25 protein-coding genes and 1 pseudogene are annotated in these 19,767 nt (G+C 64.0%); 14 read left to right on the top strand and 12 right to left on the bottom strand.

What is annotated here, in order from left to right; all coding sequences use genetic code 11:
* Positions 1-25: 25 nt before the first annotated feature.
* Both AC04SF_RS07445 and AC04SF_RS07440 read right to left on the bottom strand, forming a co-directional pair.
* Positions 26-931 (bottom strand): annotated as a pseudogene (locus AC04SF_RS07445) (translation factor GTPase family protein); the annotation flags it as partial.
* 71 nt (positions 932-1,002) lie between these two features.
* On the bottom strand, positions 1,003-1,353 hold the full coding sequence (locus tag AC04SF_RS07440) for a hypothetical protein (RefSeq protein WP_488477195.1): 351 nt from the start codon (positions 1,351-1,353) through the stop codon (positions 1,003-1,005).
* A 251-nt stretch (positions 1,354-1,604) separates the two neighbouring features.
* Here AC04SF_RS07440 and AC04SF_RS07435 point away from each other — a divergent pair, with 251 nt between their 5' ends.
* Entirely contained in the window at positions 1,605-2,045 is a 441-nt protein-coding gene (locus tag AC04SF_RS07435) for a hypothetical protein (protein ID WP_488477194.1), read from the top strand.
* A gap of 71 nt (positions 2,046-2,116) precedes the next feature.
* Here AC04SF_RS07435 and AC04SF_RS07430 read toward each other — a convergent pair whose 3' ends face one another.
* Positions 2,117-3,739 (bottom strand): ABC-F family ATP-binding cassette domain-containing protein, encoded by a 1,623-nt coding sequence (locus AC04SF_RS07430; RefSeq protein WP_027052319.1) that lies wholly within the window; start codon positions 3,737-3,739, stop codon positions 2,117-2,119.
* A gap of 388 nt (positions 3,740-4,127) precedes the next feature.
* Between AC04SF_RS07430 and AC04SF_RS07425 the strand changes: the two genes are divergently transcribed.
* Together AC04SF_RS07425 and AC04SF_RS07420 are read left to right on the top strand one after the other, a co-directional pair.
* Positions 4,128-4,439, top strand: a complete 312-nt coding sequence (locus tag AC04SF_RS07425; RefSeq protein WP_488477193.1) for a hypothetical protein — start codon at positions 4,128-4,130, stop codon at positions 4,437-4,439.
* Between the two features lie 26 nt (positions 4,440-4,465).
* A complete protein-coding gene (locus tag AC04SF_RS07420) occupies positions 4,466-4,819 on the top strand; it encodes a hypothetical protein (protein WP_488477192.1) in 354 nt (117 codons plus the stop codon).
* Positions 4,820-4,978: 159 nt separating this feature from the next.
* Here AC04SF_RS07420 and AC04SF_RS07415 read toward each other — a convergent pair whose 3' ends face one another.
* Complete coding sequence (locus tag AC04SF_RS07415) at positions 4,979-5,608, bottom strand: NADPH-dependent F420 reductase (RefSeq protein ID WP_488477191.1); 630 nt, start codon at positions 5,606-5,608, stop codon at positions 4,979-4,981.
* 17 nt (positions 5,609-5,625) lie between these two features.
* On the bottom strand, positions 5,626-6,324 hold the full coding sequence (locus AC04SF_RS07410; protein ID WP_488477190.1) for an SDR family NAD(P)-dependent oxidoreductase: 699 nt from the start codon (positions 6,322-6,324) through the stop codon (positions 5,626-5,628).
* A gap of 170 nt (positions 6,325-6,494) precedes the next feature.
* Here AC04SF_RS07410 and AC04SF_RS07405 point away from each other — a divergent pair, with 170 nt between their 5' ends.
* Positions 6,495-7,124: a glutathione S-transferase family protein gene (locus AC04SF_RS07405; protein ID WP_488477189.1), complete on the top strand. Its 630-nt coding sequence runs from the start codon at positions 6,495-6,497 to the stop codon at positions 7,122-7,124.
* A 4-nt stretch (positions 7,125-7,128) separates the two neighbouring features.
* On the opposite strand, the gene AC04SF_RS07400 is transcribed toward AC04SF_RS07405, so the two are convergent.
* On the bottom strand, positions 7,129-7,728 hold the full coding sequence (locus AC04SF_RS07400) for a YdeI/OmpD-associated family protein (RefSeq protein WP_488477188.1): 600 nt from the start codon (positions 7,726-7,728) through the stop codon (positions 7,129-7,131).
* Between the two features lie 193 nt (positions 7,729-7,921).
* On the opposite strand from AC04SF_RS07400, the gene AC04SF_RS07395 reads away from it, so the two are divergent.
* Together AC04SF_RS07395 and AC04SF_RS07390 are read left to right on the top strand one after the other, a co-directional pair.
* Complete coding sequence (locus AC04SF_RS07395; RefSeq protein WP_488477187.1) at positions 7,922-8,266, top strand: VOC family protein; 345 nt, start codon at positions 7,922-7,924, stop codon at positions 8,264-8,266.
* A gap of 132 nt (positions 8,267-8,398) precedes the next feature.
* On the top strand, positions 8,399-9,010 hold the full coding sequence (locus AC04SF_RS07390; protein WP_488477186.1) for a hypothetical protein: 612 nt from the start codon (positions 8,399-8,401) through the stop codon (positions 9,008-9,010).
* 28 nt (positions 9,011-9,038) lie between these two features.
* Here the strand turns inward: AC04SF_RS07390 and AC04SF_RS07385 are convergent, their stop codons facing one another.
* Positions 9,039-9,512 carry a cupin domain-containing protein gene (locus tag AC04SF_RS07385; RefSeq protein WP_202353313.1) on the bottom strand — a complete coding sequence of 158 codons (474 nt, stop codon included), beginning with the start codon at positions 9,510-9,512 and terminating at the stop codon, positions 9,039-9,041.
* Between the two features lie 65 nt (positions 9,513-9,577).
* Between AC04SF_RS07385 and AC04SF_RS07380 the strand changes: the two genes are divergently transcribed.
* Both AC04SF_RS07380 and AC04SF_RS07375 read left to right on the top strand, forming a co-directional pair.
* A complete protein-coding gene (locus tag AC04SF_RS07380) occupies positions 9,578-10,033 on the top strand; it encodes a MarR family winged helix-turn-helix transcriptional regulator (RefSeq protein WP_488477185.1) in 456 nt (151 codons plus the stop codon).
* A gap of 126 nt (positions 10,034-10,159) precedes the next feature.
* Positions 10,160-10,888, top strand: coding sequence for an SDR family oxidoreductase (locus tag AC04SF_RS07375; RefSeq protein WP_488477184.1), 729 nt, complete (start codon positions 10,160-10,162; stop codon positions 10,886-10,888).
* Here AC04SF_RS07375 and AC04SF_RS07370 read toward each other — a convergent pair.
* Positions 10,885-11,871, bottom strand: a complete 987-nt coding sequence (locus AC04SF_RS07370) for a LysR family transcriptional regulator (protein ID WP_488477183.1) — start codon at positions 11,869-11,871, stop codon at positions 10,885-10,887. The two genes, AC04SF_RS07375 and AC04SF_RS07370, sit on opposite strands and share 4 nt — an antisense overlap.
* Positions 11,872-11,887: 16 nt before the next feature.
* Positions 11,888-12,793 carry a S1C family serine protease gene (locus tag AC04SF_RS07365; RefSeq protein WP_202353310.1) on the bottom strand — a complete coding sequence of 302 codons (906 nt, stop codon included), beginning with the start codon at positions 12,791-12,793 and terminating at the stop codon, positions 11,888-11,890.
* A gap of 274 nt (positions 12,794-13,067) precedes the next feature.
* Between AC04SF_RS07365 and yghU the strand changes: the two genes are divergently transcribed.
* Positions 13,068-13,934, top strand: a complete 867-nt coding sequence (yghU, locus tag AC04SF_RS07360) for a glutathione-dependent disulfide-bond oxidoreductase (protein ID WP_488477182.1) — start codon at positions 13,068-13,070, stop codon at positions 13,932-13,934.
* Between the two features lie 100 nt (positions 13,935-14,034).
* On the opposite strand, the gene AC04SF_RS07355 is transcribed toward yghU, so the two are convergent.
* Positions 14,035-14,334 (bottom strand): DUF1236 domain-containing protein, encoded by a 300-nt coding sequence (locus tag AC04SF_RS07355; protein WP_488477181.1) that lies wholly within the window; start codon positions 14,332-14,334, stop codon positions 14,035-14,037.
* 521 nt (positions 14,335-14,855) lie between these two features.
* Here AC04SF_RS07355 and AC04SF_RS07350 point away from each other — a divergent pair.
* Complete coding sequence (locus AC04SF_RS07350) at positions 14,856-15,002, top strand: hypothetical protein (protein WP_488477180.1); 147 nt, start codon at positions 14,856-14,858, stop codon at positions 15,000-15,002.
* A gap of 33 nt (positions 15,003-15,035) precedes the next feature.
* Here the strand turns inward: AC04SF_RS07350 and AC04SF_RS07345 are convergent, their stop codons facing one another.
* Positions 15,036-15,251: an exopolysaccharide production repressor protein gene (locus AC04SF_RS07345; protein ID WP_488477179.1), complete on the bottom strand. Its 216-nt coding sequence runs from the start codon at positions 15,249-15,251 to the stop codon at positions 15,036-15,038.
* Positions 15,252-15,487: 236 nt separating this feature from the next.
* Here AC04SF_RS07345 and AC04SF_RS07340 point away from each other — a divergent pair, with 236 nt between their 5' ends.
* From AC04SF_RS07340 to AC04SF_RS07325, 4 genes are all read left to right on the top strand, one after another.
* Positions 15,488-16,228 carry a sulfotransferase family protein gene (locus tag AC04SF_RS07340; RefSeq protein ID WP_488477178.1) on the top strand — a complete coding sequence of 247 codons (741 nt, stop codon included), beginning with the start codon at positions 15,488-15,490 and terminating at the stop codon, positions 16,226-16,228.
* An 89-nt stretch (positions 16,229-16,317) separates the two neighbouring features.
* A complete protein-coding gene (locus AC04SF_RS07335; protein WP_488477177.1) occupies positions 16,318-17,313 on the top strand; it encodes a DUF535 family protein in 996 nt (331 codons plus the stop codon).
* A 300-nt stretch (positions 17,314-17,613) separates the two neighbouring features.
* On the top strand, positions 17,614-17,820 hold the full coding sequence (locus AC04SF_RS07330; protein WP_488477176.1) for a hypothetical protein: 207 nt from the start codon (positions 17,614-17,616) through the stop codon (positions 17,818-17,820).
* Positions 17,821-17,881: 61 nt separating this feature from the next.
* Positions 17,882-18,130: a hypothetical protein gene (locus AC04SF_RS07325; protein WP_488477175.1), complete on the top strand. Its 249-nt coding sequence runs from the start codon at positions 17,882-17,884 to the stop codon at positions 18,128-18,130.
* A gap of 292 nt (positions 18,131-18,422) precedes the next feature.
* On the opposite strand, the gene AC04SF_RS07320 is transcribed toward AC04SF_RS07325, so the two are convergent.
* Positions 18,423-19,658 carry an amidohydrolase family protein gene (locus AC04SF_RS07320; protein ID WP_488477174.1) on the bottom strand — a complete coding sequence of 412 codons (1,236 nt, stop codon included), beginning with the start codon at positions 19,656-19,658 and terminating at the stop codon, positions 18,423-18,425.
* Between the last annotated feature and the right edge of the window lie 109 nt (positions 19,659-19,767).

Here is a 19,767-nt window from a genome sequence, read left to right as displayed (position 1 = left end):
CGATCACAGCGGCGGCGAGCGGACGTCAGGCGAACGCGGCCGCAGCGGGCGGCGGGTCACCATCGTTAGGGAGCGGGACGGGAGCGTATGCGGCGTAGCTGACGCTCAAGCGCGCCTGCCCGTTCGAACGCGACCGGAGTGTGTCCTCCAGTTTGAACATGTTTACGAGGGGCACCATCGCGTTGATGACGACTGCACTGTCGCGGGTCTCCTGGTCCCCGATCCGACCACGGCGGCTCTTCAGTTCGCCGGTGATGCTGCCGGCATAGTCCGCCGGCGTCACCACCTCGACCCTCATGATCGGCTCGAGCAGTTGCACGCCGAGATGTGGCGCGGCTTCACGAAAGCAGGCGCGGCCCGCAACCTCGAAAGCCAGGGCCGAGGAGTCGGTCTCGTGCCAGGCGCCGTCCACCAGCGTCGCCTTGACGCCGATCATCGGAAAGCCCGCAAACGGCCCCTGCGACTGGATGCTGCGCAGCCCCTGTTCGACCCCCGCCATCTCGTTCGGGATCGCACCGCCGGCGATCCTGGACGCGAACACCAAGTCCGGATTGTGCGCGTTCGGCTCGAACATGATCTTGACGCGGGCGAACTGACCCGTGCCGGCCAACAGCTTCTTGTGGGTGTAGTCCTGCTGATGGCTGCGGGTGATCGTCTCGCGATAGGCAACCTGCGGGGCTCCGACATTCACCGCAAGATTGAACTCGCGGCGCACGCGGTCGATGATGCTGTCGAGTTCAACTTCGCCCATGGCGGCGATGATCGTCTGACCCGATTCCTCGTCCCATTTGACCTGGAAGCAGGAATCCTCGTCCGCCAGCCTCGACAGGACGATACGCAGCTTGCCCTCATCGGCTCTCGACTTCGCCTCGATCGCGAATTGCAGCAAAGGCCATGGCGCGCCAAATTTTTGCATGACGACAGGATCGCAGCTTGGCCGGATGTCCGCAACGGGAGAGGACCAGCGCCATCAACATCCGCTTCCCCGCCCAGGCCGGACGGCTACGGATATTTCGCCTTTGCGACCGCCGGGCCCAGATCGCCCTGCAACTCCTTCGGCAGGGGAAGGCTCGAGCATTGCAGGTGCACGTCGCGGGCGTGAAGCTTCCGCTGCTTCTGCTCGGCCTCCTTGGTTGCCGCTATGATCCCCAACCCATATGGGCCAAGTGCCGCGAATTCCCAGCCCGGGTGCTGTTTTTCGCGAAGCTGGTAGTCGGCAGCCGCCGCCCGGGCCTGCTGGCATTGCGGCGACGCCCATTTTGGGTCCTGCGGAGACAGCGACGCGCCGTAGTCGACCGGAGAGGTCGCGCATCCAGCCAGCGTCGCGGCCAATGCGGACATTGCAATGCGCATCGCAATTCTCATCTCTGAAGCCCTTCCCGGTTTCCGCAGACCTGGCCGGCGTCTCCACCATGCCAATCACGTATCCGCGATGTCCCGCCCCTGCGCTTGCCATAGGCCTCGCTTCATGTCGATCTTCCCGCAGCCAGATTCGGGCCGCCCGCCTGGAACCAAATGACAGGCGAGACTGTTCAGTTGTAACTTTGACACAGCGCTGACGCGCCCGACCGGTTGGGCAAGCAGCGATTTTGAGGAGCTCTCATATGAAGATTTCGTCCAGGTTTCGTTCCGTCGCGGTTGCCGCCATCGCCACTGCCGGCATCGGCTTTGCCAGCGCCGCGCACGCCGACAGCGGCACGATCCGCTTTGCCGTCTACAAGGCGGCCTTCTTCGTCGGCGGCTCCGGCGGCGAAGGCACGTTCACCTTCCACGGTAAGTCGTATCCAATCTCCATCGGCGCCGTTTCGGGTGGCCTCGCCTTCGGCGTTTCCAAGACCTATTTCCACGGCACGGTGCGCCATATCAGGCGCGCCCGCGATGTGACGGGTGTCTATGGCGCGGCGGGTGGCGGCGGCACGATCGGCAAGGGCGCCCAGGTAATCGTCATGACAAACGACAAGGGTGCCCAGCTCGAACTCACCGGCAAGCAGGTTGGCCTGCAGGTCAACGCCGATCTCAGCGGCTTTGCCATCTCGCTGAAGTAATGGCCTCCCCCCTTTCGGGGGCACGCTGGACACCAAAGAGGGAGGCGTCAGCTCGACGACCGCCCTTGTTGTCAGCTCCGCAAGCCCGGCGCCTCCTGCCCCGTGCGCTCGACATATTCCGTGTAGCCGCCGCCATAGGTGTGGATGCCTTCGGGCGTCAGTTCCAGCACGCGGTTCGAAAGTGCTGCCAGAAAATGCCGGTCGTGCGAGACGAACAGCATGGTGCCTTCATACTGCGACAGCGCCTCGATCAGCATCTGCTTGGTGGCGATGTCGAGGTGGTTGGTCGGCTCGTCCAGCACCAGGAGGTTGGGCGGGTCGAACAGCATCAGCGCCATCACCAGCCGCGCCTTCTCGCCGCCTGACAGCACCCGGCATTTCTTCTCGATCTCGTCGCCGGAAAAGCCGAAGCAGCCGGCAAGCGCCCGAAGCGGCGCCTGACCTGCCTGCGGGAAATTGTCTTCCAGCGTCTGGAACACCGTGCGTTCCCCTTCAAGCAGCTCCATGGCGTGCTGGGCGAAATAGCCCATCTTCACGCTCGGCCCGCGCGCCACCGTGCCGGTGTCGGGGTCGGAAGCGCCGGCCACCAGCTTGAGCAGCGTCGACTTGCCGGCGCCGTTGACGCCCATGATGCACCAGCGTTCGCGGCGGCGGACCTGGAAGTCGAGCCCTTCATAGATGCTGCGGCTGCCATAGGCCTTGTGGACGTTCTTCAAGGTCACGACATCCTCGCCGCAGCGCGGCGCCGGCTGGAACTCGAAATTCACGATCTGGCGGCGCTTGGGCGGCTCGACGCGATCGATCTTGTCGAGCTTTTTCACCCGGCTCTGCACCTGGGCTGCATGCGAAGCGCGCGCCTTGAAGCGCTCGATGAAGGCGATCTCCTTGGCCAGCATCGCCTGCTGGCGCTCGAACTGCGCCTGCTGCTGCTTATCGGCGATCGCCCGCTGCTGCTGGTAGAATTCGTAGTTGCCGGAATAAGCGGTGAGTGAACCGGCATCGATCTCGACGATCTTGTTGACAATGCGGTTCATGAACTCGCGGTCGTGCGAGGTCATCAGCAGCGCGCCGTCATAGCCCTTCAGGAATTGCTCCAGCCAGATCAGGCTTTCCAGATCCAGATGGTTGGACGGTTCGTCGAGCAGCATGACATCGGGCCGCATCAAAAGGATGCGCGCCAGCGCCACACGCATCTTCCAGCCGCCGGAGAGTTTTCCGACATCGCCGTCCATCATTTCCTGCGAGAAACCGAGGCCATCAAGCACCTCGCGGGCGCGGCCGTCGAGCGCATAACCGTCGAGCTCCTCGAAACGATGCTGCGCCTCGCCATATTTCTCGATGATCTCGTCCATCCGGTCGGCCTGGTCGGGATCGGCCATCGCCGCCTCCAGCTCCGCCATCTCGGCCGCCACGTCGCTCACCGGCCCGGCGCCGTTCATCACTTCGGCGACAGCACTGTGGCCCGCCATGTCGCCGACATCCTGGCTGAAATAGCCGATGGTGACGCCGCGATCGACCTGCACCTGGCCCTCGTCGGGCTGCTCCTGGCTGGTGATCATGCGAAACAAGGTCGTCTTGCCGGCGCCGTTGGGTCCGACAAGGCCGACCTTCTCGCCCTTCTGCAGGGAAGCCGACGCCTCGATGAAGACAAGCTGACGGCCGTTCTGCTTGCTGATGCTTTCAAGTCTGATCATGCGGTTTCCGGACTGTGCCTGCGCTGAAAGGATTTGCCCGGCGCCTTACGCGAAGGACGGCCGCAAAGGAAGAGGCGCAAGCGCCGCAGCGGGCGGAGCGCTGCCTTCCCTTCTCCCCTTGCGGGAGAAGGTGGCCTCGCGAAGCGAGGTCGGATGAGGGGTGCTCCAGCTTGGCGCCGACGGCACTCTGTCACCCACCCCTCAACCGTCTCGGCGCTAGCGCGCCGATCCACCTTCTCCCACAAGGGGAGAAGGAAAAACCCGGCCAGACACACTTCAGAAACAAGATTCAACATCCGGGAAAAACTGAGGAAAACATCGCCTGTCATAACCATCCTCGCAGCGACCGGACAGCGGTCGCACACAACGCAAAGGGATGGTCCCGACAATGCAACGACGTTCGACCGGATGGATGGCTGCCCTCGCCGGCATTTCGCTTGCCATGCTTGCGGTCGCGCAATCGGGTGCGGAAGCGGCGGTTACCCGGAGCGAATATTGCAGCCGGCTCGGTCTTCAACTCGACGGAGCCATCCGGACCAAAGCCGAACCGGGTGCCAGCGCGAGCCAGATCGCGCAGGCAACGGCACTCCAGGACAAGGCGAACCGGTTCTGTGCCGAGCGCAAGCAGGCGCAAGGCATCCGGACCTACGCCAACGCCCTGAAACTTCTCGGCGTGACACCGGTCGACCTCGACCAGTGACAGCAATTTTTGAAGGAAAGCCCATCATGAACAAGCCCCTCCTCTCCGCGCTCGGCCTGGCCATCGCTCTCGGTCTGGCAATTCCGGTTGTCGGCACCGCCAATGCGGCGGCCACGACCACCACGACGACGACCGCTCCGGCAACGACGACCGCCCCCGCGACCGCTCCGGCGGCTCCCGCTGCGGTGGACGCAGCGAAGACACCGGTCAAGGCGGCCGCGCACAAGCGTCACCGGCACCACAAGAAGCACCACAGGCATGTTCGCAAGCACGCTCACCGGCACGCGGGCAAGAAGCATCACCACCGGCACGTCGCCAAGAAGCACACCCACAAGCGTACCTACAGGAAGCATGGCCACAAGCACGCCAAGGCGGCTTGATCGCTAACTTTCTTTCTGACTTCCTCCCGGGAAAGGGCCGCCATTCGCTGAAAAGCGAGGGCGGCTTTTTCTTGTGTGCGATTGTGGCCAGGCACCATGGCTGGACGTTTGCAAAAACAAGCACTTACAGCAATTCCACGATTCAGATCGTGAACCGCCTCAAGCCACCCCGAGTGCCGCCCGAACCTGCCGTCCGCTCATACCGCTGTCGAAGACGGCAGTGCCTGGATCGAAGCGGCGGGCCTGCGACAACGGTCCGACCACGACCGGATCGAAGCCGGCATCGCGCACCAACTCCCCTGCCAGGGCGATAGCCCCGGCATCATCGCCGGCAAGTGGAATGCCTATCCTGTCGCCCGCGCGATGCGCCTGCGATTGCAGCGTCGTCCACATCACAGTGCTGAAGGCCCGAACGAGTTTCGCGCGCGGCAGGAGCGGCGCGACGGCAAAGGCCACGCCGTCCTTGCGGGCAAGCGCGGCATCGCCGAACGCGCCGTCGCGCGGCGGGTCGGGCACCGTGGCGTCGAGCAGCACCTTGTCGCCGAGCGCTGCCGCGATCTCGGCCGCGACGCCCGGCCAGGCCCGAAACGGGATGGCGGCCAGCACGACATCCGCGCCGGCGACGGCATCGAGGGCCGATCCCGCCATGGCCTTGCCGCCAAGGCCGGAAAGCATCGAGTGCAACCGTTCGGGATGCCGCACACCGAAGGTCACCTCATGTCGGGCCTCAGCCCACAGCCGTCCGACCGTGCCGCCGATCATGCCGGCGCCCAGAATGCCTATCTTCATCTTCGCCTCCTGCTCGCTCACCACGGCAGTCTTTTGCCGTCGCGGAAAAAGCCGCCGGTCGGGCCGTTATCCGGCAAGGTCGCGGCCCAGACGATGCCCGCCGCCCCTTGCGCCACCGGGCGCCCGCCCGGCCCGCCCATGTCGGTGGCGACCCAGCCAGGGCAGATGGCGTTGACCAGCACGCCGGAGCCGCGCAGTTCGGCCGCCAAGACGCAAGTCAGCGCATTGAGCGCCGCCTTCGACGTGGAATAGGCCGGTGCGCCCGCTCCCATCGAGGCCAGCGAACCGCCTTCGGAAGAGACATTGACCAGCCGGCCATGCCCGCCAGCCTTGAGCAGCGGTGCGAAGGCCGCAGCCACCCGCCAGGCGCCGAAGACATTGGTCTCGAACGCCTCGCGGATCACGGTCCAGTCCGGCTGCAAGGCGCGCGAGCCGCTGTCGTAGTGGATGGCGGCGTTGTTGATCAGCACGTCGAGCCGGCCGAACCGGCGCTGCACCTCATCGCCTGCCCTTGCTGCGGCGTCAGGTGCTGCAACATCGAGCGCGATCGCCTCGACATGGCCATCAAGCCCTTTCGCCGCCGCCTCGCCCTTGGCGCGGTCGCGCACGCCGAGCAGCACGGTGAAGCCGATTTTCGCCAACTGGCGGCCGGTCTCCAGCCCGATGCCACGATTGGCGCCGGTGACGAGGGCGACTTTGTTGGGGGGTGTGGTCATGGGTTGCCTCTGTGTGTCGTCTCAGGGAAAAGATGGCACGGACGGAATTGGTTTATTAGGCGGTGGAGATCGCAGTCATTGTGCGATGGAGTGCATGAATTAACTGCGCAGGAATCGGGTGTCGTCCGGCATCGCGCCATGCGATCGTCCAGCCATCACGAGGACCGGCCATGCTCACGCTTCACGATTATCTGCCATCGCAAAATGGCTGGAAAGTCCGGGTTCTGCTCGGCCTGCTGAAGATCCCTTACGAGACCCGCATCGTCTCGATTTTCGAGGGCGAGAGCCACACCGATGCGTTTCACGCACTCAACCCGGCCGCTGCCGTTCCCGTGCTCCAGCTCGAGGACGGCAGCGCCATCGCCGAATCCAATGCGATCCTCACCTATCTCGCCGAAGCCACGCCCTTGCTGCCGGCGGACCGCTACCGGCGCGCCAAGATCATGCAGTGGCTGTTCTTCGAACAGTACAATGTCGAGCCCGTCATCGGCTCGCTGCGTTTCTGGACCTTGACCGGACGGCTCGAGCGCAACCAGGCCATGGTTGCCGGCAAGCGCGAGGCCGGCACCCGCACACTCGCCGCGCTGGACCGCAGCCTTGCCGACATGCCGTTCCTGACCGGGAACGACCTCACCATCGCCGACATCGCCGTCTATGCCTACAGCCACCGCGCCGGGGATTGCGGTTTTTCTCCAACGGACTACCCGGCATTCCTCGCCTGGACCGGCCGCGTGCGCGATGCCATCGGCCAGGGCTATCCGGTCCATCCCTACAGCATCGATCCGCACTCGGGCGGCTGAACGCCTACTTCTTGCCCTGCGGATAGATCGTCTCGCCGCGTTTCAGCATCGCGACGAAGGTCTCGATCTTCTTCTTGCGGCCGGCCTCCGTCTTCATGTTGTGGGTGCGGAAGGCAAGCGAGAAGCGGTTTTGCGCGCTGAGCTTTTCCAGCATGGCCTTGGCCGCCGGCTCGGCATCGATGGCCGCCTGCAGATCGTCGGGGATTTTCATCTCCTTGCTGCCGCCATAGGCGCGTGCCCAGCGCCCGTCGGCTTTGGCGGCCTCGACTTGCTTCAGCCCATGCCCGGTCATGCGGCCCTCCTCGATCAGCCGCGCGACATTGTCGATGTTGATCTTGCTCCAGATGCTCCTCTTGCCGCGCGGCGTGTAGCGCTGGAGAAAACTGTTCTCATCCAGCCCCTTGCGCACCGCGTCGATCCAGCCGAAGCACAGCACCACGTCGATGGCCTCCTTCGGCGTGATCGACTTTAGTCCAGACCCGACCTTGTGCACCTTGATCCACACCTCGCTTTCCGTGGCGTGGTGCTGGCCGAGCCAGGCGTAGAAACTCGCCGCATCGGGGAATTCCCGGACCTTGTCGGGATCGACCTTGACCGGCGCCATCAGCGGGCCTGCCGGTTCAGAATTGTTGTCGCTGGCGCGGTCATCTTGCCTCCGTCATCGTGCGATTCCCCGCATCGTGGCATGGTCCACTGTCAGTTTTCGTCAGCAATGGGACACGCTGCCGCGAAGCGACGGAACGCACCACCCATCGCCGCGTTCCGGCAAGAGTGCAACCGGCTCGATGGAGGTCACGATGGCAATAGAAACCATTTTCGCCCATGTCAGCTGCTCCGACCTCGAGGCCAGCATCGGCTGGTACGAAAAACTCTTCGGCAAGCCGCCGCTGCGCCGCCCCATGCCGGGACTGGCCGAGTGGCAATTCACCGAAAGCGCCGAGGTGCAGCTCTTCGAGGACAAGGACAAGGCCGGCAGCTCGACGCTGACGCTCGGCGTGCTGCCGCTGGCGCCCGAAAGGCAGAGGCTGGTGAATGCCGGCCTTGAGCCCGGCCCGATCGAGGAGGCCGACCATTTCTGGATCATGCGCATGCGCGATCCCGACGGGAACCTGGTGGTGTTTGCGAGCGCCAACCGGGAATAGGAAGGCGGGCCTTCCTTCGCGCGCCGCTGTCCCCGACCTGAAAGATTTTCTTCCGCCTTTGCCGTAGAAAATCCCGCAATACCTGCCATGGTCGTGCTTGGGTGGGCCATCTCGGTCTCGGGGGAACAAGCCATGAAATTTCTGCTCTTCGCCCTTGCCTTGTTGCTGCCGGGCGTGGCCCTCGCCAAGCCGATCGAAACCCAAAAAATCATCACCGCGCTGACCGGCGACTTCAATGGCGACGGCGCTCCCGACCTTGCCATGGTGGTCGAGACCGGGCCGAGCGACCCGATGGACATCCATTTCTTCCTCAGGGATATCGAGCACAATTACCTCAAGCCCGTCGAAATCGTGCGCGAGCAGATCGGTGGCGATTGGAACGGCTACGACCGGCCGGGCTACGAGAACTCCGCCACCGAGCCGGAACTGACGATGCTGCCCAACGGCTCTATCAAATTCTATCTGCCGGCGCCGGAGATCGGCAGCGAGCGCACCAACCAGACGCTGACCATCGCCTGGCGCAACGGCGCCTTCATCGTTGCCGGCTTCGCCTACGATTCCGATGATTACCTGCAGGAGAATGCCGCCAGCGCCTGTGACTACAATGTGCTGACCGGCAAGGGCACCAGTTCGAAGCAGCAGCCGGACGGCAGCACGAAGCACAAGACCGTGTCGGCTGAAGGCCAGATCGTTGCCTTCAAGGACTGGAATTCAGGCGACGCCTTCGCCGCTTGCCAGGAATAAGGAACGCGCCCTGCCCTTGCGGCCGGCATCAGGCCGGTGGCGGCATTGCCGGCGTCAGCCCGTGGCGGCGCATGATCTCCATCATCTTGGCCTTGTCAGGCGGCCCGCCGGCGGCGGCGTTGAGTAAGCCGAATGCCTCGCGAAAATAGTCGGGACCGATCGCCGCCGGCGTGATGACGCACAGCGCCTTGGCATCCCTGGTACCATTGTTGTCGAAGCGGTGGACGGCACCGCGCGGGATGCACAGCGCCTCCCCTGGCCCAACCTCGATCGGCTTGCCGTCCACGGTCCAGGTCAGGACCCCGTCAATGCCGTAGATCGTTTCCTCGTAATGATCGTGGCTGTGCGCCGGCGCGGGCAGGCGCTGCGCGCCCGGCACCATCAGTTCGAAGGCGGCGACACTGCCGTTCGAATTTTCGCCCGATACCAGGAAGCGAACCGACAGCCCCTTGGTGCCGATGGTCTCATTGGCTGGGTTGACCTGAAGATCCATGGCTGACATTGCGCAAACCCTTCCGGTAAATTACATTTACTAGCAACCAGTAAACTCAATTTACCGGATCGTCAATGGCCACCTCCACCGAAGTTCTGCAGACCAAGACCGAGAACCTTTTGATCGGCGCCCTGCTGCGCGTGCCGGCGCAGGCCATCCAGCGCCGGCTGATCAAGGAGCTCAACGCCGCCGGTTTCGACGAATTGCGCCTGCCGCATATGGCCGTGCTACAGTTTCCCGGCCCGGATGGCGCGCGCCCTGGCACCATTGCCGAACGTGCCGGCATGAGCAAACAGGCCATCAACCAGCTGCTCAGCAGCCTTGAGGGCTACGGCTATCTCGTCCGCTCCGACGGCGAAGGCAGCGCGCGCGTTGTGCACGCCACCGAACGCGGCCATGCCGCCTTCTGGAAGATGGTCGACATATTGCGCGACATCGAGGAGGAGTGGCGCACCGAGCTCGGACCGGAGCGCTTCGATCAGCTGAAAGCGCTGCTGTTCGTCGTCTGGGACAGCCCGCTGGTACGCTGAACGAAACCGCGTTGGTGCGCGGCATCATCGGCTTTTCCGATGGCACCATCGGTTTCTTCCGTTTCCCCTCCGCACGCCGACCTGCCAATTCCCTGCCCTTGTCCCATCCAGCAAAGGCAGAGCGAAATGAACCTTTCGAACCAGAAGATCCTCATCGTCGGTGGCGGCTCCGGCATGGGCCTGGCGCTGGCCAGGCGCTGCGTCGAGGCCGGTGCCGAAATCGTCATTGCCGGGCGCGGTGAGGACCGGCTGCAACAGGCACGCGAGGCGCTTGGCAATCCCCCCGGCCTGGAGGTGGCCGTGGTCGACATCGCCCGGGAAGACCAGGTTGCGGCGTTGTTCGCGCGCATCGGCGGGCTCGACCATATCGTCAGCACGGCGGCCGACATCGAAGGCGCCTACAGGCTGCTGCCGGAGCTTGACCTCAAGGCGGCGCAACGCGCGGTCGACAGCAAGCTCTTCGGCCCGCTGCTGCTTGCCAAGCACGGCACCCCACGGCTGGCAGCGAGCGGCTCGATGACCTTCGTCTCCGGCATCGCCGCCTACCGGCCGGCCGCGCGCGGCTCGGTCGTCGCCACCGTCAACGCCGCGCTCGAAGGGTTGGTGCGGGCGCTGGCCGTCGAACTCGCGCCGATCCGCGTCAACGCCGTCTCACCCGGCTGGGTCGACACCACGATCTGGGCGCAGGTCGCCGGCGACAGGAAGGCCGAAACGCTGGCCGCGATGGCCGAGCGGCTGCCGGTCGGCAGGGTCGGCCAACCCGCAGACATCGCCGACGCCATTTTCTTCCTCATCGGCAACGGTTTTACCACCGGCACGACGCTGCATGTCGAAGGCGGGCACCGGCTGGTTTAGCTGATGACGTTCTCTTCCAAGGAGTTGTTTGGAAACAATGGCTTGGAGCCATCAGCCGATTCAAGTTCTGAACCCGCCTCCAGACGTTCCGGCACCAGCGTGTCGCGCGCGGCGGCAAGCAATTGCTTGAGCGCCGGCGGCTGGACGCGCCGGCGTCGCCAGATCATCACCAGCGGTGCCGCCTGTGCTGGGCCGGGCCACGGCAGTTCGACAAGATCGCCACGCCCAAGCGCGTCGCTGACCGCGAGGCGTGGAACGAGGCCGAGCCCGGCACCGGCCGCCACCAGCCGGGCAATGGCACCGACGCTGCCGACTTCCGCGGCAAGTCTGGGCGCCGCCATATCAGCCTCGGCAAAGGCGGTGTCGAACATACGCCGGTAGATGCAGCCGGGCTCGGTCGCCACGAAGCGTAGCGCGGCAAGGGCGGCCAGGTCGCGCGGCGCGGTGACTTGCCCGGGAGCCGCGACCAGAACCAACGGTTCGGCCCCGATCGTGCGCCTGGCCAGGCGCGCATCGGCGTCCTTCGCACCATCGCGCCGCTCGAAGCAGAAGGCGACGTCGATGTCACCGTCCTCCAGCAGGCGCCGCAGCGTGCCGCTGTCGCTCACCTTCATCCGTACGGTGATGCCGGGATGGCTGGCCTGAAACCCTGGCAGCCAGGGCGCCAGCCGGGCCGAGGCGATCGTTTCCAGCGCGCCGATGGTCAGCGTTCCGCTTGTTTGTCCCACCGCCGCCAGCACGGCCGCACGTCCCTCGCCATCGAGCCGCAGCAACTCTTCGGCGATCGGCTTCAGCGCCAGCCCCGCCGGCGTCAGCTCCAGGCCGGCCTTGGAGCGCGTGAACAAGGCGGCACCCAGTTCGGCCTCGAGGGTCTGGAGCTGGTCGCTGACACTCGATTGGGCGAGGTTCACCGCCTCGGCGGCGCGGGTGATGTTGCGGCTACGCGCCACCGCAAGGAAGGTCCTGAGCAGTCTTGGATGCATTACCGATGCAACGCGGCTACTGCAGCTGTGGCTTCTTCAAAAAGCTGCCGCGGTCGCCGGATTTGACGCGCAGCCAGGTTTCGCGGCCGTCGCGCACCACCCGCATCGGGATCTCGGCGCCGGCCGAGCCGCTGTCCCACAGCTTGCGATAGAAGTCGGCGAGCCCGTCAACGGCGCCGTCGCGAACCTCGGAGATGACATCACCCTGGCGCAGGCCGGCCTTGGCCGCCGGGCCGCCCTCGGTGACGCTCATCACCACCACCTTGCCGTCGCTTTCGGCCGACAGCGCGCCGAGCCACGGGCGCGGCGGCTTGGCCACCTGGCCGCGCGTCAAGAGATCGTCGAGGATCGGCGGCAGCAGATCAATCGGCACCACCATGTTGATATCGGCGACCTCGCCGGCGCGGCTCATCTGCAGGCGCAGCGAGCCGATGCCGAGCAGCGCGCCATCGGCGCTAAACAGCGGCGCCCCGCCCCAGGACGGATGCGCGGGCGCGATGAAGATCGCCTCGTCGAGCAGATACTCCCAATAGCCGGCGAATTCCTGCTTGGTCACGATTTTCGCCTCGACCGCCCGGCCGACGCCGTCGGCAAGCACCACCGCGTCGCCGATCCGGGCCTTGCCGGCATCACCGAGCGCCACCGCCGGCAGCCCGGTCGGCGCCAGTGCCTGGACCAGGCCGAAGCCGGACTCCTGGTCATAGGCCAGCGCATGCGCCGGGATGACGCGGCCGTCATGCGCGGTCAGCCAGACCTCCTCGGCCTCGGTGATGAGATAGCCGATGGTCAACACCAGCCCGTCATTGCGGATGACGACGCCGCTGCCTTCCCTAAGCGTGCCCAGCGCACCAGCGGTAAAAGCATCGTCGGGAACGGTGGCGCGCACGGCGACGACGGAGCGCGGATTGGGATTGATGGCCATGATTTTGTCCTGCGATGCAAATGCTTGGCGGCTTGTTCTATAGGTATGCCGTTGAGAGGAGCGCGCAAGGGGTGAGAAGCGGTCCGCGCAGCGGACGAAAAGCCAATTGCTTGGCTTTTCGAGCTTCGAACGCCCTGAGCTTTGCGAAGGGCCGGGCGCAGGCGCTTCACCAACATCGACAATAGTTCAACGCAAGTTGAACTTCCGCCTCCGCAGCCCTAGCTGTAGATGGATCCGACCAATCCATCCTCCCACTCCCCAACCCGAGGCCGACATGACAGAATACACCCCGCCGAAAGTATGGACCTGGAACAAGGCAAATGGCGGCGCCTTTGCCAGCATCAACCGGCCGATCGCCGGACCGACGCATGACAAGGAACTGCCCGTCGGCAAGCATCCGCTGCAGCTCTATTCGCTGGCGACACCGAACGGGGTCAAGGTGACTGTCATGCTGGAGGAACTGCTGGCGCTTGGCCACAAGGGCGCCGAATACGATGCCTGGCTCATCAGGATCAACGATGGCGACCAGTTCGGCAGCGGCTTTGTCGAGGTCAATCCCAACTCCAAGATCCCGGCTCTGATGGACCGCAGTGGCGCGACGCCGGTGCGCATCTTCGAGTCCGGCTCGATCCTGGTCTATCTCGCCGAAAAGTTCGGCGAATTCCTGCCCACCGAACAGCCGGCCCGCGCGGAAGTGCTGTCCTGGCTGTTCTGGCAGATGGGCTCCGCGCCATATCTGGGCGGCGGCTTCGGCCATTTCTACGCCTATGCGCCGCAGAAATTCGAATACGCCATCGACCGCTTCGCCATGGAAACAAAGCGCCAGATGGATGTGCTCGACCGCCGGCTGGCCGAGACGGAATATCTCGGCGGCAAGGATTACTCGATAGCCGACATGGCGGTGTGGCCCTGGTATGGCGGGCTGGCGCTCGGACGCATGTACAATGATTCCGCCGACTTCCTGTCCGTTCAGGAGTACAGCCATGTCCAGCGCTGGGCGAAGGCGATCGACGCTCGCCCGGCGGTCAAGCGCGGCCGCATGGTCAACCGCGCCTTCGGCGAACCGGCCCTGCAGCTGCACGAGCGCCACGACGCCGGCGATTTCGACACCAAGACGCAGGACAAGCTGGCCGCCGAATAGGAACTTCAGAAGAAAGCCCGCCACGGCCGCGAAGCCGATGGCGGGCTTTTTCCCAGGGCTAAGTTGGCCTCATGCCCACCTGCCCTGGCCGAGCCCTGGATCAGTGCAGAACCTCGACGATCTGACGTGTATCGGGGTCGACGAGCACGGTCTGGTCGTTGATCACGGCGACGCGATACTTGACGTTCGGCACTTCGCGCAATTCGACCTTGTCCGGCACTGGCGAGCCGAGCTTGAGCTCGAGGCCTAGCAAATTCACGGATGCCAGCGGCTGCTTCTTGACATATTCGCGAACCACCGTCTCCTGCTCCGGCTGAACGACGATAGTGTCCGCCAAGGCCGCACCAATGCCGCCCATCAGGACGATCGCGGCTGCCGCACTCGAAAGATAGTGTCTCATAACAAGTCTCCATGTTAGCTATCTGGGTTATACCCGGCAGGGAAACTCGGTGACAGCAGCTAGGTTCCATCTCAAATTCTGGAATAAATACGCAGATTGTTCGTTAAACGCTGATTTCGATTGTTTTTAAATGTGAGCTATCACAGCTTGATATGCTTCGAAATTCCATAATCAATTACGTGCGATTCCAATATTACATGAGAATTTCGCCGCAGAGCCCACTTGCGTCGGAAAGACGCATCGGAATGCCTCTTTACGAAGGTGAAGCCGGTCCGTCATTGCTTAGCAACAGCTAACGTTGAACGCGCGGCGTCGTTCCCCGAATGCTTCGCCCGACGCACGAAAAAGGCCCGCCCTGCCGGGAGCAGAGCGAGCCTCAAACGGCGCCGACGGAGGTGGCAGCCTCACCGGTCACAACAGAAAAACGCCGGCGCCATCGTCTGGTTCCAGCCGCCGAGCGGCACGGCCTTCGTCAGATGCAACCATGTCGCGGTGATGACGTTGTGCCCGACATTTCCCAAATGAAATCTTCCAGCAAGGACGATCGCGACATGGCTCCCCGACCCTCCGTGACCAAGCATCCCTTCACGCTGATGTTTGTCGTCATCGCACTGCTGGCGCCCTTTGCCGGTCTTGCCTGGCGCACGCGCGAATGGATGGGCTGGTAACGCGAAGCGTCGATCGATCCCGGGTGCCCAGCCTCAAAACCAGACGCCGTCGCGATGCAGTGGCGGAACAGCGTCGACCTCATCCCGGCTTGTCGCCTCGTGCGCGCGTTTGAAGATCAGCCGCACGACGAGCACGAAATAGCCGGCCTGCAGGACAACCAGCACAGCGATCGTCCAGGCTAGCGCCTCCCAGAAAGAACCGGTGGCCATATAGGTCCAGACCGCGACAATGACTGAAGTGGCCGACATCCCAACGAGAAATTGTCCAAAATACATAGATGCCCAAAGTCGCCGAAACCGATCCGGTTCCAACGACTCCCTTCCCCAACTCCCATTGCCCGCACACAGCGTTCCATTATTTTAGCAACTTCGCAAGTATGTGATCGGCCGGTTCGGCAACGGCTATTGCGCGCAGGCCTGGTCAGGAGCAATTTGATGCTCACGGGCCGAGGTAACTTAGAAAACAAGTCCGCAGGGATGGGGGAATGACGCTCAAACTGATTGGGGCCGGTTTCGGCCGCACCGGCACGTGGTCGACTTTTGCCGCGCTGAACAGGCTCGGCCTGCCCTGCTATCACATGCAGGAAGTGATCATGAACAAGGCCAACAAGGGCCATCTCGACTTCTGGCGCAAGGTGGCCAACAGCCCGCCCGGCAGCCAGCACGACTGGAACCGTGTCTTCGCCAACTATACGGCGACCGTCGACAACCCCGGCTGCTGCGTATGGAAGGAATTGCTGGCCACCTATCCCGACGCCAAGGTGCTTTTGACCTTACACCCGAGCGGCGCCGAGGCGTGGTACGAAAGCACGATCGATACGATCTACTTCACCGAGAATGTCTGGCAGTTCAAGATCCTGGAATGGCTGACCCCTTTCGGGCGGAAATTCGGCGACATGTCGCGCAAGCTGGTATGGGGCCGCACGCTGGACGGCGTGATGGACGACCGTGCCAAGGCGGTGGCGCGATACAACGCCTATATCGAGGAGGTGAAGGCGGCGGTGCCGCCGCACAAGCTGCTGGTCTACAAGGTGACCGAAGGCTGGGCGCCGCTCTGCGAGTTCCTCGGCGTGGCGCTGCCCAACGAGCCCTTCCCCAACCTCAACGACCGCGAGACGATCAAGAAGATCATCCGCGACATCATCAAGGGGTCGTACATCATGCTGGGTCTGGCGATTGCCGCTGTTGTGGCGGTGGTTGCGGCGCTGTGGTGGTGGCTGGGGTAGAAGGGGATCTGACGGACCTCGCTCCCCGCAATGTCGGCGTAATCCCTCCGGGCTAAACCCGCTCCCACGACAGCCATGTGGGATGGATCTTGAGTTTCGAAACGGGCGAGCGCGCCTGGCTGCGGAAAACCGCAGGCGTCTTCAGCCAGGTCGTCGGCCTTTGCGGGCGGCTGGGGATGCGGCAGTCCAGGATCTTTCTCACCCGCTTCGCCTGCAAACCGGTGAGTGTCTTCAAATGGCTCCGCTTCCTCATGGATTTCCGGCGTCGGCATGGGCTCGGCTGCCCGCATGACGACCTGCTGCGCAAGAAGCCCTACAAATTCTTCGCCCTTGGGCTGCCCGGCCATCGCGGCTTCGACCTTCTGGTCGACCATTTCAATCTCGCGGCGGCGGGCTTGCCGCGAGACCGGCTGGAAGCAGCCTGGCGCGGGCGGGCCATCGACATCGGCCAAGTGACCGGACGGCGCGATGCCTACGTGCTGACCATGCGGCTGTCCGTTCATTCCGGCACCAGCCACGAAGGCGCCTTCTCGATCAGGCTGACGCGACAGAGTGACCGGCTCGACCTGGTCAGGCTGAGCTTCATCCTCTATCCCCTGGGTGCCGGCCCCTTGGGCGCCGGCCCCTTGGGCGCCAGCCCCTTGGGCGCCGGCCGCTACACCGTCGCCATCGGCGGGCTCCAGGGCAGCCGGCAGCCGGAGGCCAAGCGCGCCGTCATCGACGCCACGCGCGACCTGTGCGGACTGAGGCCCAAGGATGCGGCACTGCTGGTCATGGAAGGCATCGCCATCGGTGGCGGCGCCAACCATTTTCTTGGCGTCTGCGACGCCAGGCACTCCATCAACTTCCGCTCGCCCGAAAAAAGGGCCGGCAAGCGTGCCGACATGGACCGGTACTGGATCGACCGCGGCGGATGGCAGGGCGGCGAATTCGGCTTTGCCATGCCGGTGCGCAGTCGCGACATGGCAGAGCCGCTCAACCGGCGAGAGGGCCACAAGTTCGCATTCCTGGCGTTTGGCATGAGCCTCTTTGCTCCGCCGCCCGGACTGAACGAAGTTCCTCACGAAGGGCCTTTGGTCCGATGAAATGTGGAGAATGGCACATCGCTTCGGGCATGTCGGACGTCGCCATTTTGCTCTTTCGACGCCCGCCTTTGCCCCTCAAGAGGGTAAAGGGATTACATCTCAATTGGCTAAAATAGCGGAACATCCAATGGACATTGCCGGAACCGAACAGGACTCACCGGACCTTTGCTCCAGCCACCTAAGACCTTGGTCCCAAAAGGAAACGCAAAAGGCCGACGCGGCTCTTCATCGGGAACATCCCGCCTCTGTCGTCGTTTGCCGCAAGGTCTGCGGACCGGACTCGATTTCGGAGGAAGAGCGATGCACCATCGGTCCATCATCACCAGAACGGGCCACGGCCCGGGTACGGCGATCGCGGTGTTGATGGTCGGACTGGCGGCGGTGGGGATTGTATTCCTGGTGCTCGGCGGTCTGCTCTATTTCGGCGAGGCTTCTTCGGACTCACGCGCCCTGTCTTCGGTGCCGGCGCGATCGTTTCAGCAAGCCGATCGCGGAGCGGCGAACTGATCGAAAGCCGCTCCGTAAACGTTCCGCCGCCCTCTCATGGACATAAATTGGAGGATCCAAAGTGAAAACCATTCTGCTGTCGGCACTTCTCATTGTCTCTGTCCTGTCCCCCGTCAACATCGCTCCGACGCAGGCCGCCAGCCTCGTCATCACCACGGACAATGGCATGCATAACGGCCGGCATCACTGGCGCGATCATCGCTGGCGCAAACATCACAACCGGCATTGCTTCGTGAAGATCAGAAAGCATTGGCGCCATCACCATTGGGTTGTCGAAAGGGTACGGGTCTGCGATTTCGACTACCGCTGAGCCATGCCAAAAATCCAATTGCCAAGGCAGCATCGTAGATTCCGTCCGAACGCGAGAGTTTTGGCGGCGGCGGCGGTCTGGGGCATTGCGGCTGCCGTTTTGCTAATGATGGTTGCGGGCGCCGCCGGCTTCTAGCCGGCAGCCCTGTTCCCAACGAAGCTTCGCCGCCATCTTGCAATTACATTAGATATTGCTAATCTAATTATGTCGGCTCCCGCCAGAAAGCCGGCGGGGCTCGGCGTGTCTCCCTTGCACTGGCCGCCGGGCCCCCATCCTTCCCCAAGCCATGGCTTCAGCGCGCCAGCACCGTCCCGCCGCTCGCCACCGCCCTGCCCCGCCGGTAGACTGTGCGGTCCCTCGGCACGGCCACCACCGCCTCGGGCACGTGCTGCGCCCGCATGGCGACGAAGTCGGCGCTGGCGCCTACCACAATGCCGTAGCCCTCCAGCCCCAGCGCCTTGGCGCCGGCATGGGTCACCACATCGAAGGCCGCCGCCAGTTCGTGGTCTTCGTAGAAGCCGGAGCGGTAGCCGATCATGTTGGCTCGCGAAAGCATGTCGCCATCGCCATAGGGCCACCAGGAATCGCGGATGTTGTCGGAGCCGCTGAACACGGTGACGCCGGCTTGCCGCAGGGCCGCCACCGGCGGGAAGGCGTGGTTGCCGGGCGCGTTGGTCATGATCGCGACTCCGGCCGCCGCCAGCATCGCACCGGCCTTCGCCAACGCGTCGGCCGGGATGTCGCCCAGCCCATAGGCGTGGCTGATGGCGACATGGCTTGCCATGCCGAGAGCCTTTGTCCGCGCCGCGATCTCCTCGACCTGGAACAGGCCGAGCGTGCCGCCATCATGCAGGTGGATGTCGACGCCGGCGCCATGTTTCTGCGCCAGGGCGAACACCACGTCGAGATGGCCCTTCACATCGCGGTCGAAGCTGGCGGGATCGAGCCCGCCGACGAGGTCGCAGCCGAGCTTCAGCGCCTCATCCAGAAGCTCCACCGTACCGGGGGACGACAGAATACCGCTTTGCGGGAAGGCGACGAGCTGGATGTCGATAAGGTCGCGGTATTTTTCGCGCACGGCCAGGATGGTTTCGACATGTTTCAGCCCGACCGAGGCATCGACCATGACATGGCTGCGCATGGCCAGGCTGCCATTGCCGACGCAGAGTTCGAGCTGGTTCTTCGCCCGCTCGGCCATCGGCGCCGCGGCGGCAAGGTTCTGCGCCTGGAAGGCCACGCGCTCGCGCACGTCGAACCCTTTGGTGCAGGGAATGTGCGGGCGCCAGGCATCGCCATAAAACGAGGTGTCGAGATGCATATGTCCTTCGACGAAGGCCGGCACGACAAGCTGGCCTTCGAGATCGATCATGATGTGATCGATGGCGGCAGGATCAGCCGGCGACACCTTGCCGGCCGGCGCGACGGCACTGAAGCGGCCGCCGGTGACGAAGAGGTTCGCCAGCGACCCATCGGCAAGTTTCGCGTTGTGGAAAATCGTCTGTTCGCCCAAAATTGTTTGCTCGCCCATGGGCGCCATCCCTGTTGAAAACGCCAGTCCTCGCCGCCCGCCCGCCGCGGGTCAATGCGGCTGGGACGAAAAACTGTTTCACGAAATTGCCCCCGGCGCATGTCCCGGC

The organism is Mesorhizobium sp. CNPSo 4671 (assembly GCF_057784245.1).
The sequence above is the reverse complement of the archived record's forward strand: the minus strand, read 5'-3'. Positions and strand labels throughout refer to the sequence as shown.

Excerpts from the sequence above, each read along its gene's own strand:
- AC04SF_RS07440 (WP_488477195.1), bottom strand. The coding sequence starts at position 1,353 with ATGCGCATTGCAATGTCCGCATTGGCCGCGACGCTGGCTGGATGCGCG.
- AC04SF_RS07435 (WP_488477194.1), top strand. The coding sequence starts at position 1,605 with ATGAAGATTTCGTCCAGGTTTCGTTCCGTCGCGGTTGCCGCCATCGCC.
- AC04SF_RS07430 (WP_027052319.1), bottom strand. The coding sequence starts at position 3,739 with ATGATCAGACTTGAAAGCATCAGCAAGCAGAACGGCCGTCAGCTTGTC.
- AC04SF_RS07425 (WP_488477193.1), top strand. The coding sequence starts at position 4,128 with ATGCAACGACGTTCGACCGGATGGATGGCTGCCCTCGCCGGCATTTCG.
- AC04SF_RS07420 (WP_488477192.1), top strand. The coding sequence starts at position 4,466 with ATGAACAAGCCCCTCCTCTCCGCGCTCGGCCTGGCCATCGCTCTCGGT.
- AC04SF_RS07415 (WP_488477191.1), bottom strand. The coding sequence starts at position 5,608 with ATGAAGATAGGCATTCTGGGCGCCGGCATGATCGGCGGCACGGTCGGA.
- AC04SF_RS07410 (WP_488477190.1), bottom strand. The coding sequence starts at position 6,324 with ATGACCACACCCCCCAACAAAGTCGCCCTCGTCACCGGCGCCAATCGT.
- AC04SF_RS07405 (WP_488477189.1), top strand. The coding sequence starts at position 6,495 with ATGCTCACGCTTCACGATTATCTGCCATCGCAAAATGGCTGGAAAGTC.
- AC04SF_RS07400 (WP_488477188.1), bottom strand. The coding sequence starts at position 7,728 with ATGGCGCCGGTCAAGGTCGATCCCGACAAGGTCCGGGAATTCCCCGAT.
- AC04SF_RS07395 (WP_488477187.1), top strand. The coding sequence starts at position 7,922 with ATGGCAATAGAAACCATTTTCGCCCATGTCAGCTGCTCCGACCTCGAG.
- AC04SF_RS07390 (WP_488477186.1), top strand. The coding sequence starts at position 8,399 with ATGAAATTTCTGCTCTTCGCCCTTGCCTTGTTGCTGCCGGGCGTGGCC.
- AC04SF_RS07385 (WP_202353313.1), bottom strand. The coding sequence starts at position 9,512 with ATGTCAGCCATGGATCTTCAGGTCAACCCAGCCAATGAGACCATCGGC.
- AC04SF_RS07380 (WP_488477185.1), top strand. The coding sequence starts at position 9,578 with ATGGCCACCTCCACCGAAGTTCTGCAGACCAAGACCGAGAACCTTTTG.
- AC04SF_RS07375 (WP_488477184.1), top strand. The coding sequence starts at position 10,160 with ATGAACCTTTCGAACCAGAAGATCCTCATCGTCGGTGGCGGCTCCGGC.
- AC04SF_RS07370 (WP_488477183.1), bottom strand. The coding sequence starts at position 11,871 with ATGCATCCAAGACTGCTCAGGACCTTCCTTGCGGTGGCGCGTAGCCGC.
- AC04SF_RS07365 (WP_202353310.1), bottom strand. The coding sequence starts at position 12,793 with ATGGCCATCAATCCCAATCCGCGCTCCGTCGTCGCCGTGCGCGCCACC.
- yghU (WP_488477182.1), top strand. The coding sequence starts at position 13,068 with ATGACAGAATACACCCCGCCGAAAGTATGGACCTGGAACAAGGCAAAT.
- AC04SF_RS07355 (WP_488477181.1), bottom strand. The coding sequence starts at position 14,334 with ATGAGACACTATCTTTCGAGTGCGGCAGCCGCGATCGTCCTGATGGGC.
- AC04SF_RS07350 (WP_488477180.1), top strand. The coding sequence starts at position 14,856 with ATGAAATCTTCCAGCAAGGACGATCGCGACATGGCTCCCCGACCCTCC.
- AC04SF_RS07345 (WP_488477179.1), bottom strand. The coding sequence starts at position 15,251 with ATGTCGGCCACTTCAGTCATTGTCGCGGTCTGGACCTATATGGCCACC.
- AC04SF_RS07340 (WP_488477178.1), top strand. The coding sequence starts at position 15,488 with ATGACGCTCAAACTGATTGGGGCCGGTTTCGGCCGCACCGGCACGTGG.
- AC04SF_RS07330 (WP_488477176.1), top strand. The coding sequence starts at position 17,614 with ATGCACCATCGGTCCATCATCACCAGAACGGGCCACGGCCCGGGTACG.
- AC04SF_RS07320 (WP_488477174.1), bottom strand. The coding sequence starts at position 19,658 with ATGGGCGAGCAAACAATTTTGGGCGAACAGACGATTTTCCACAACGCG.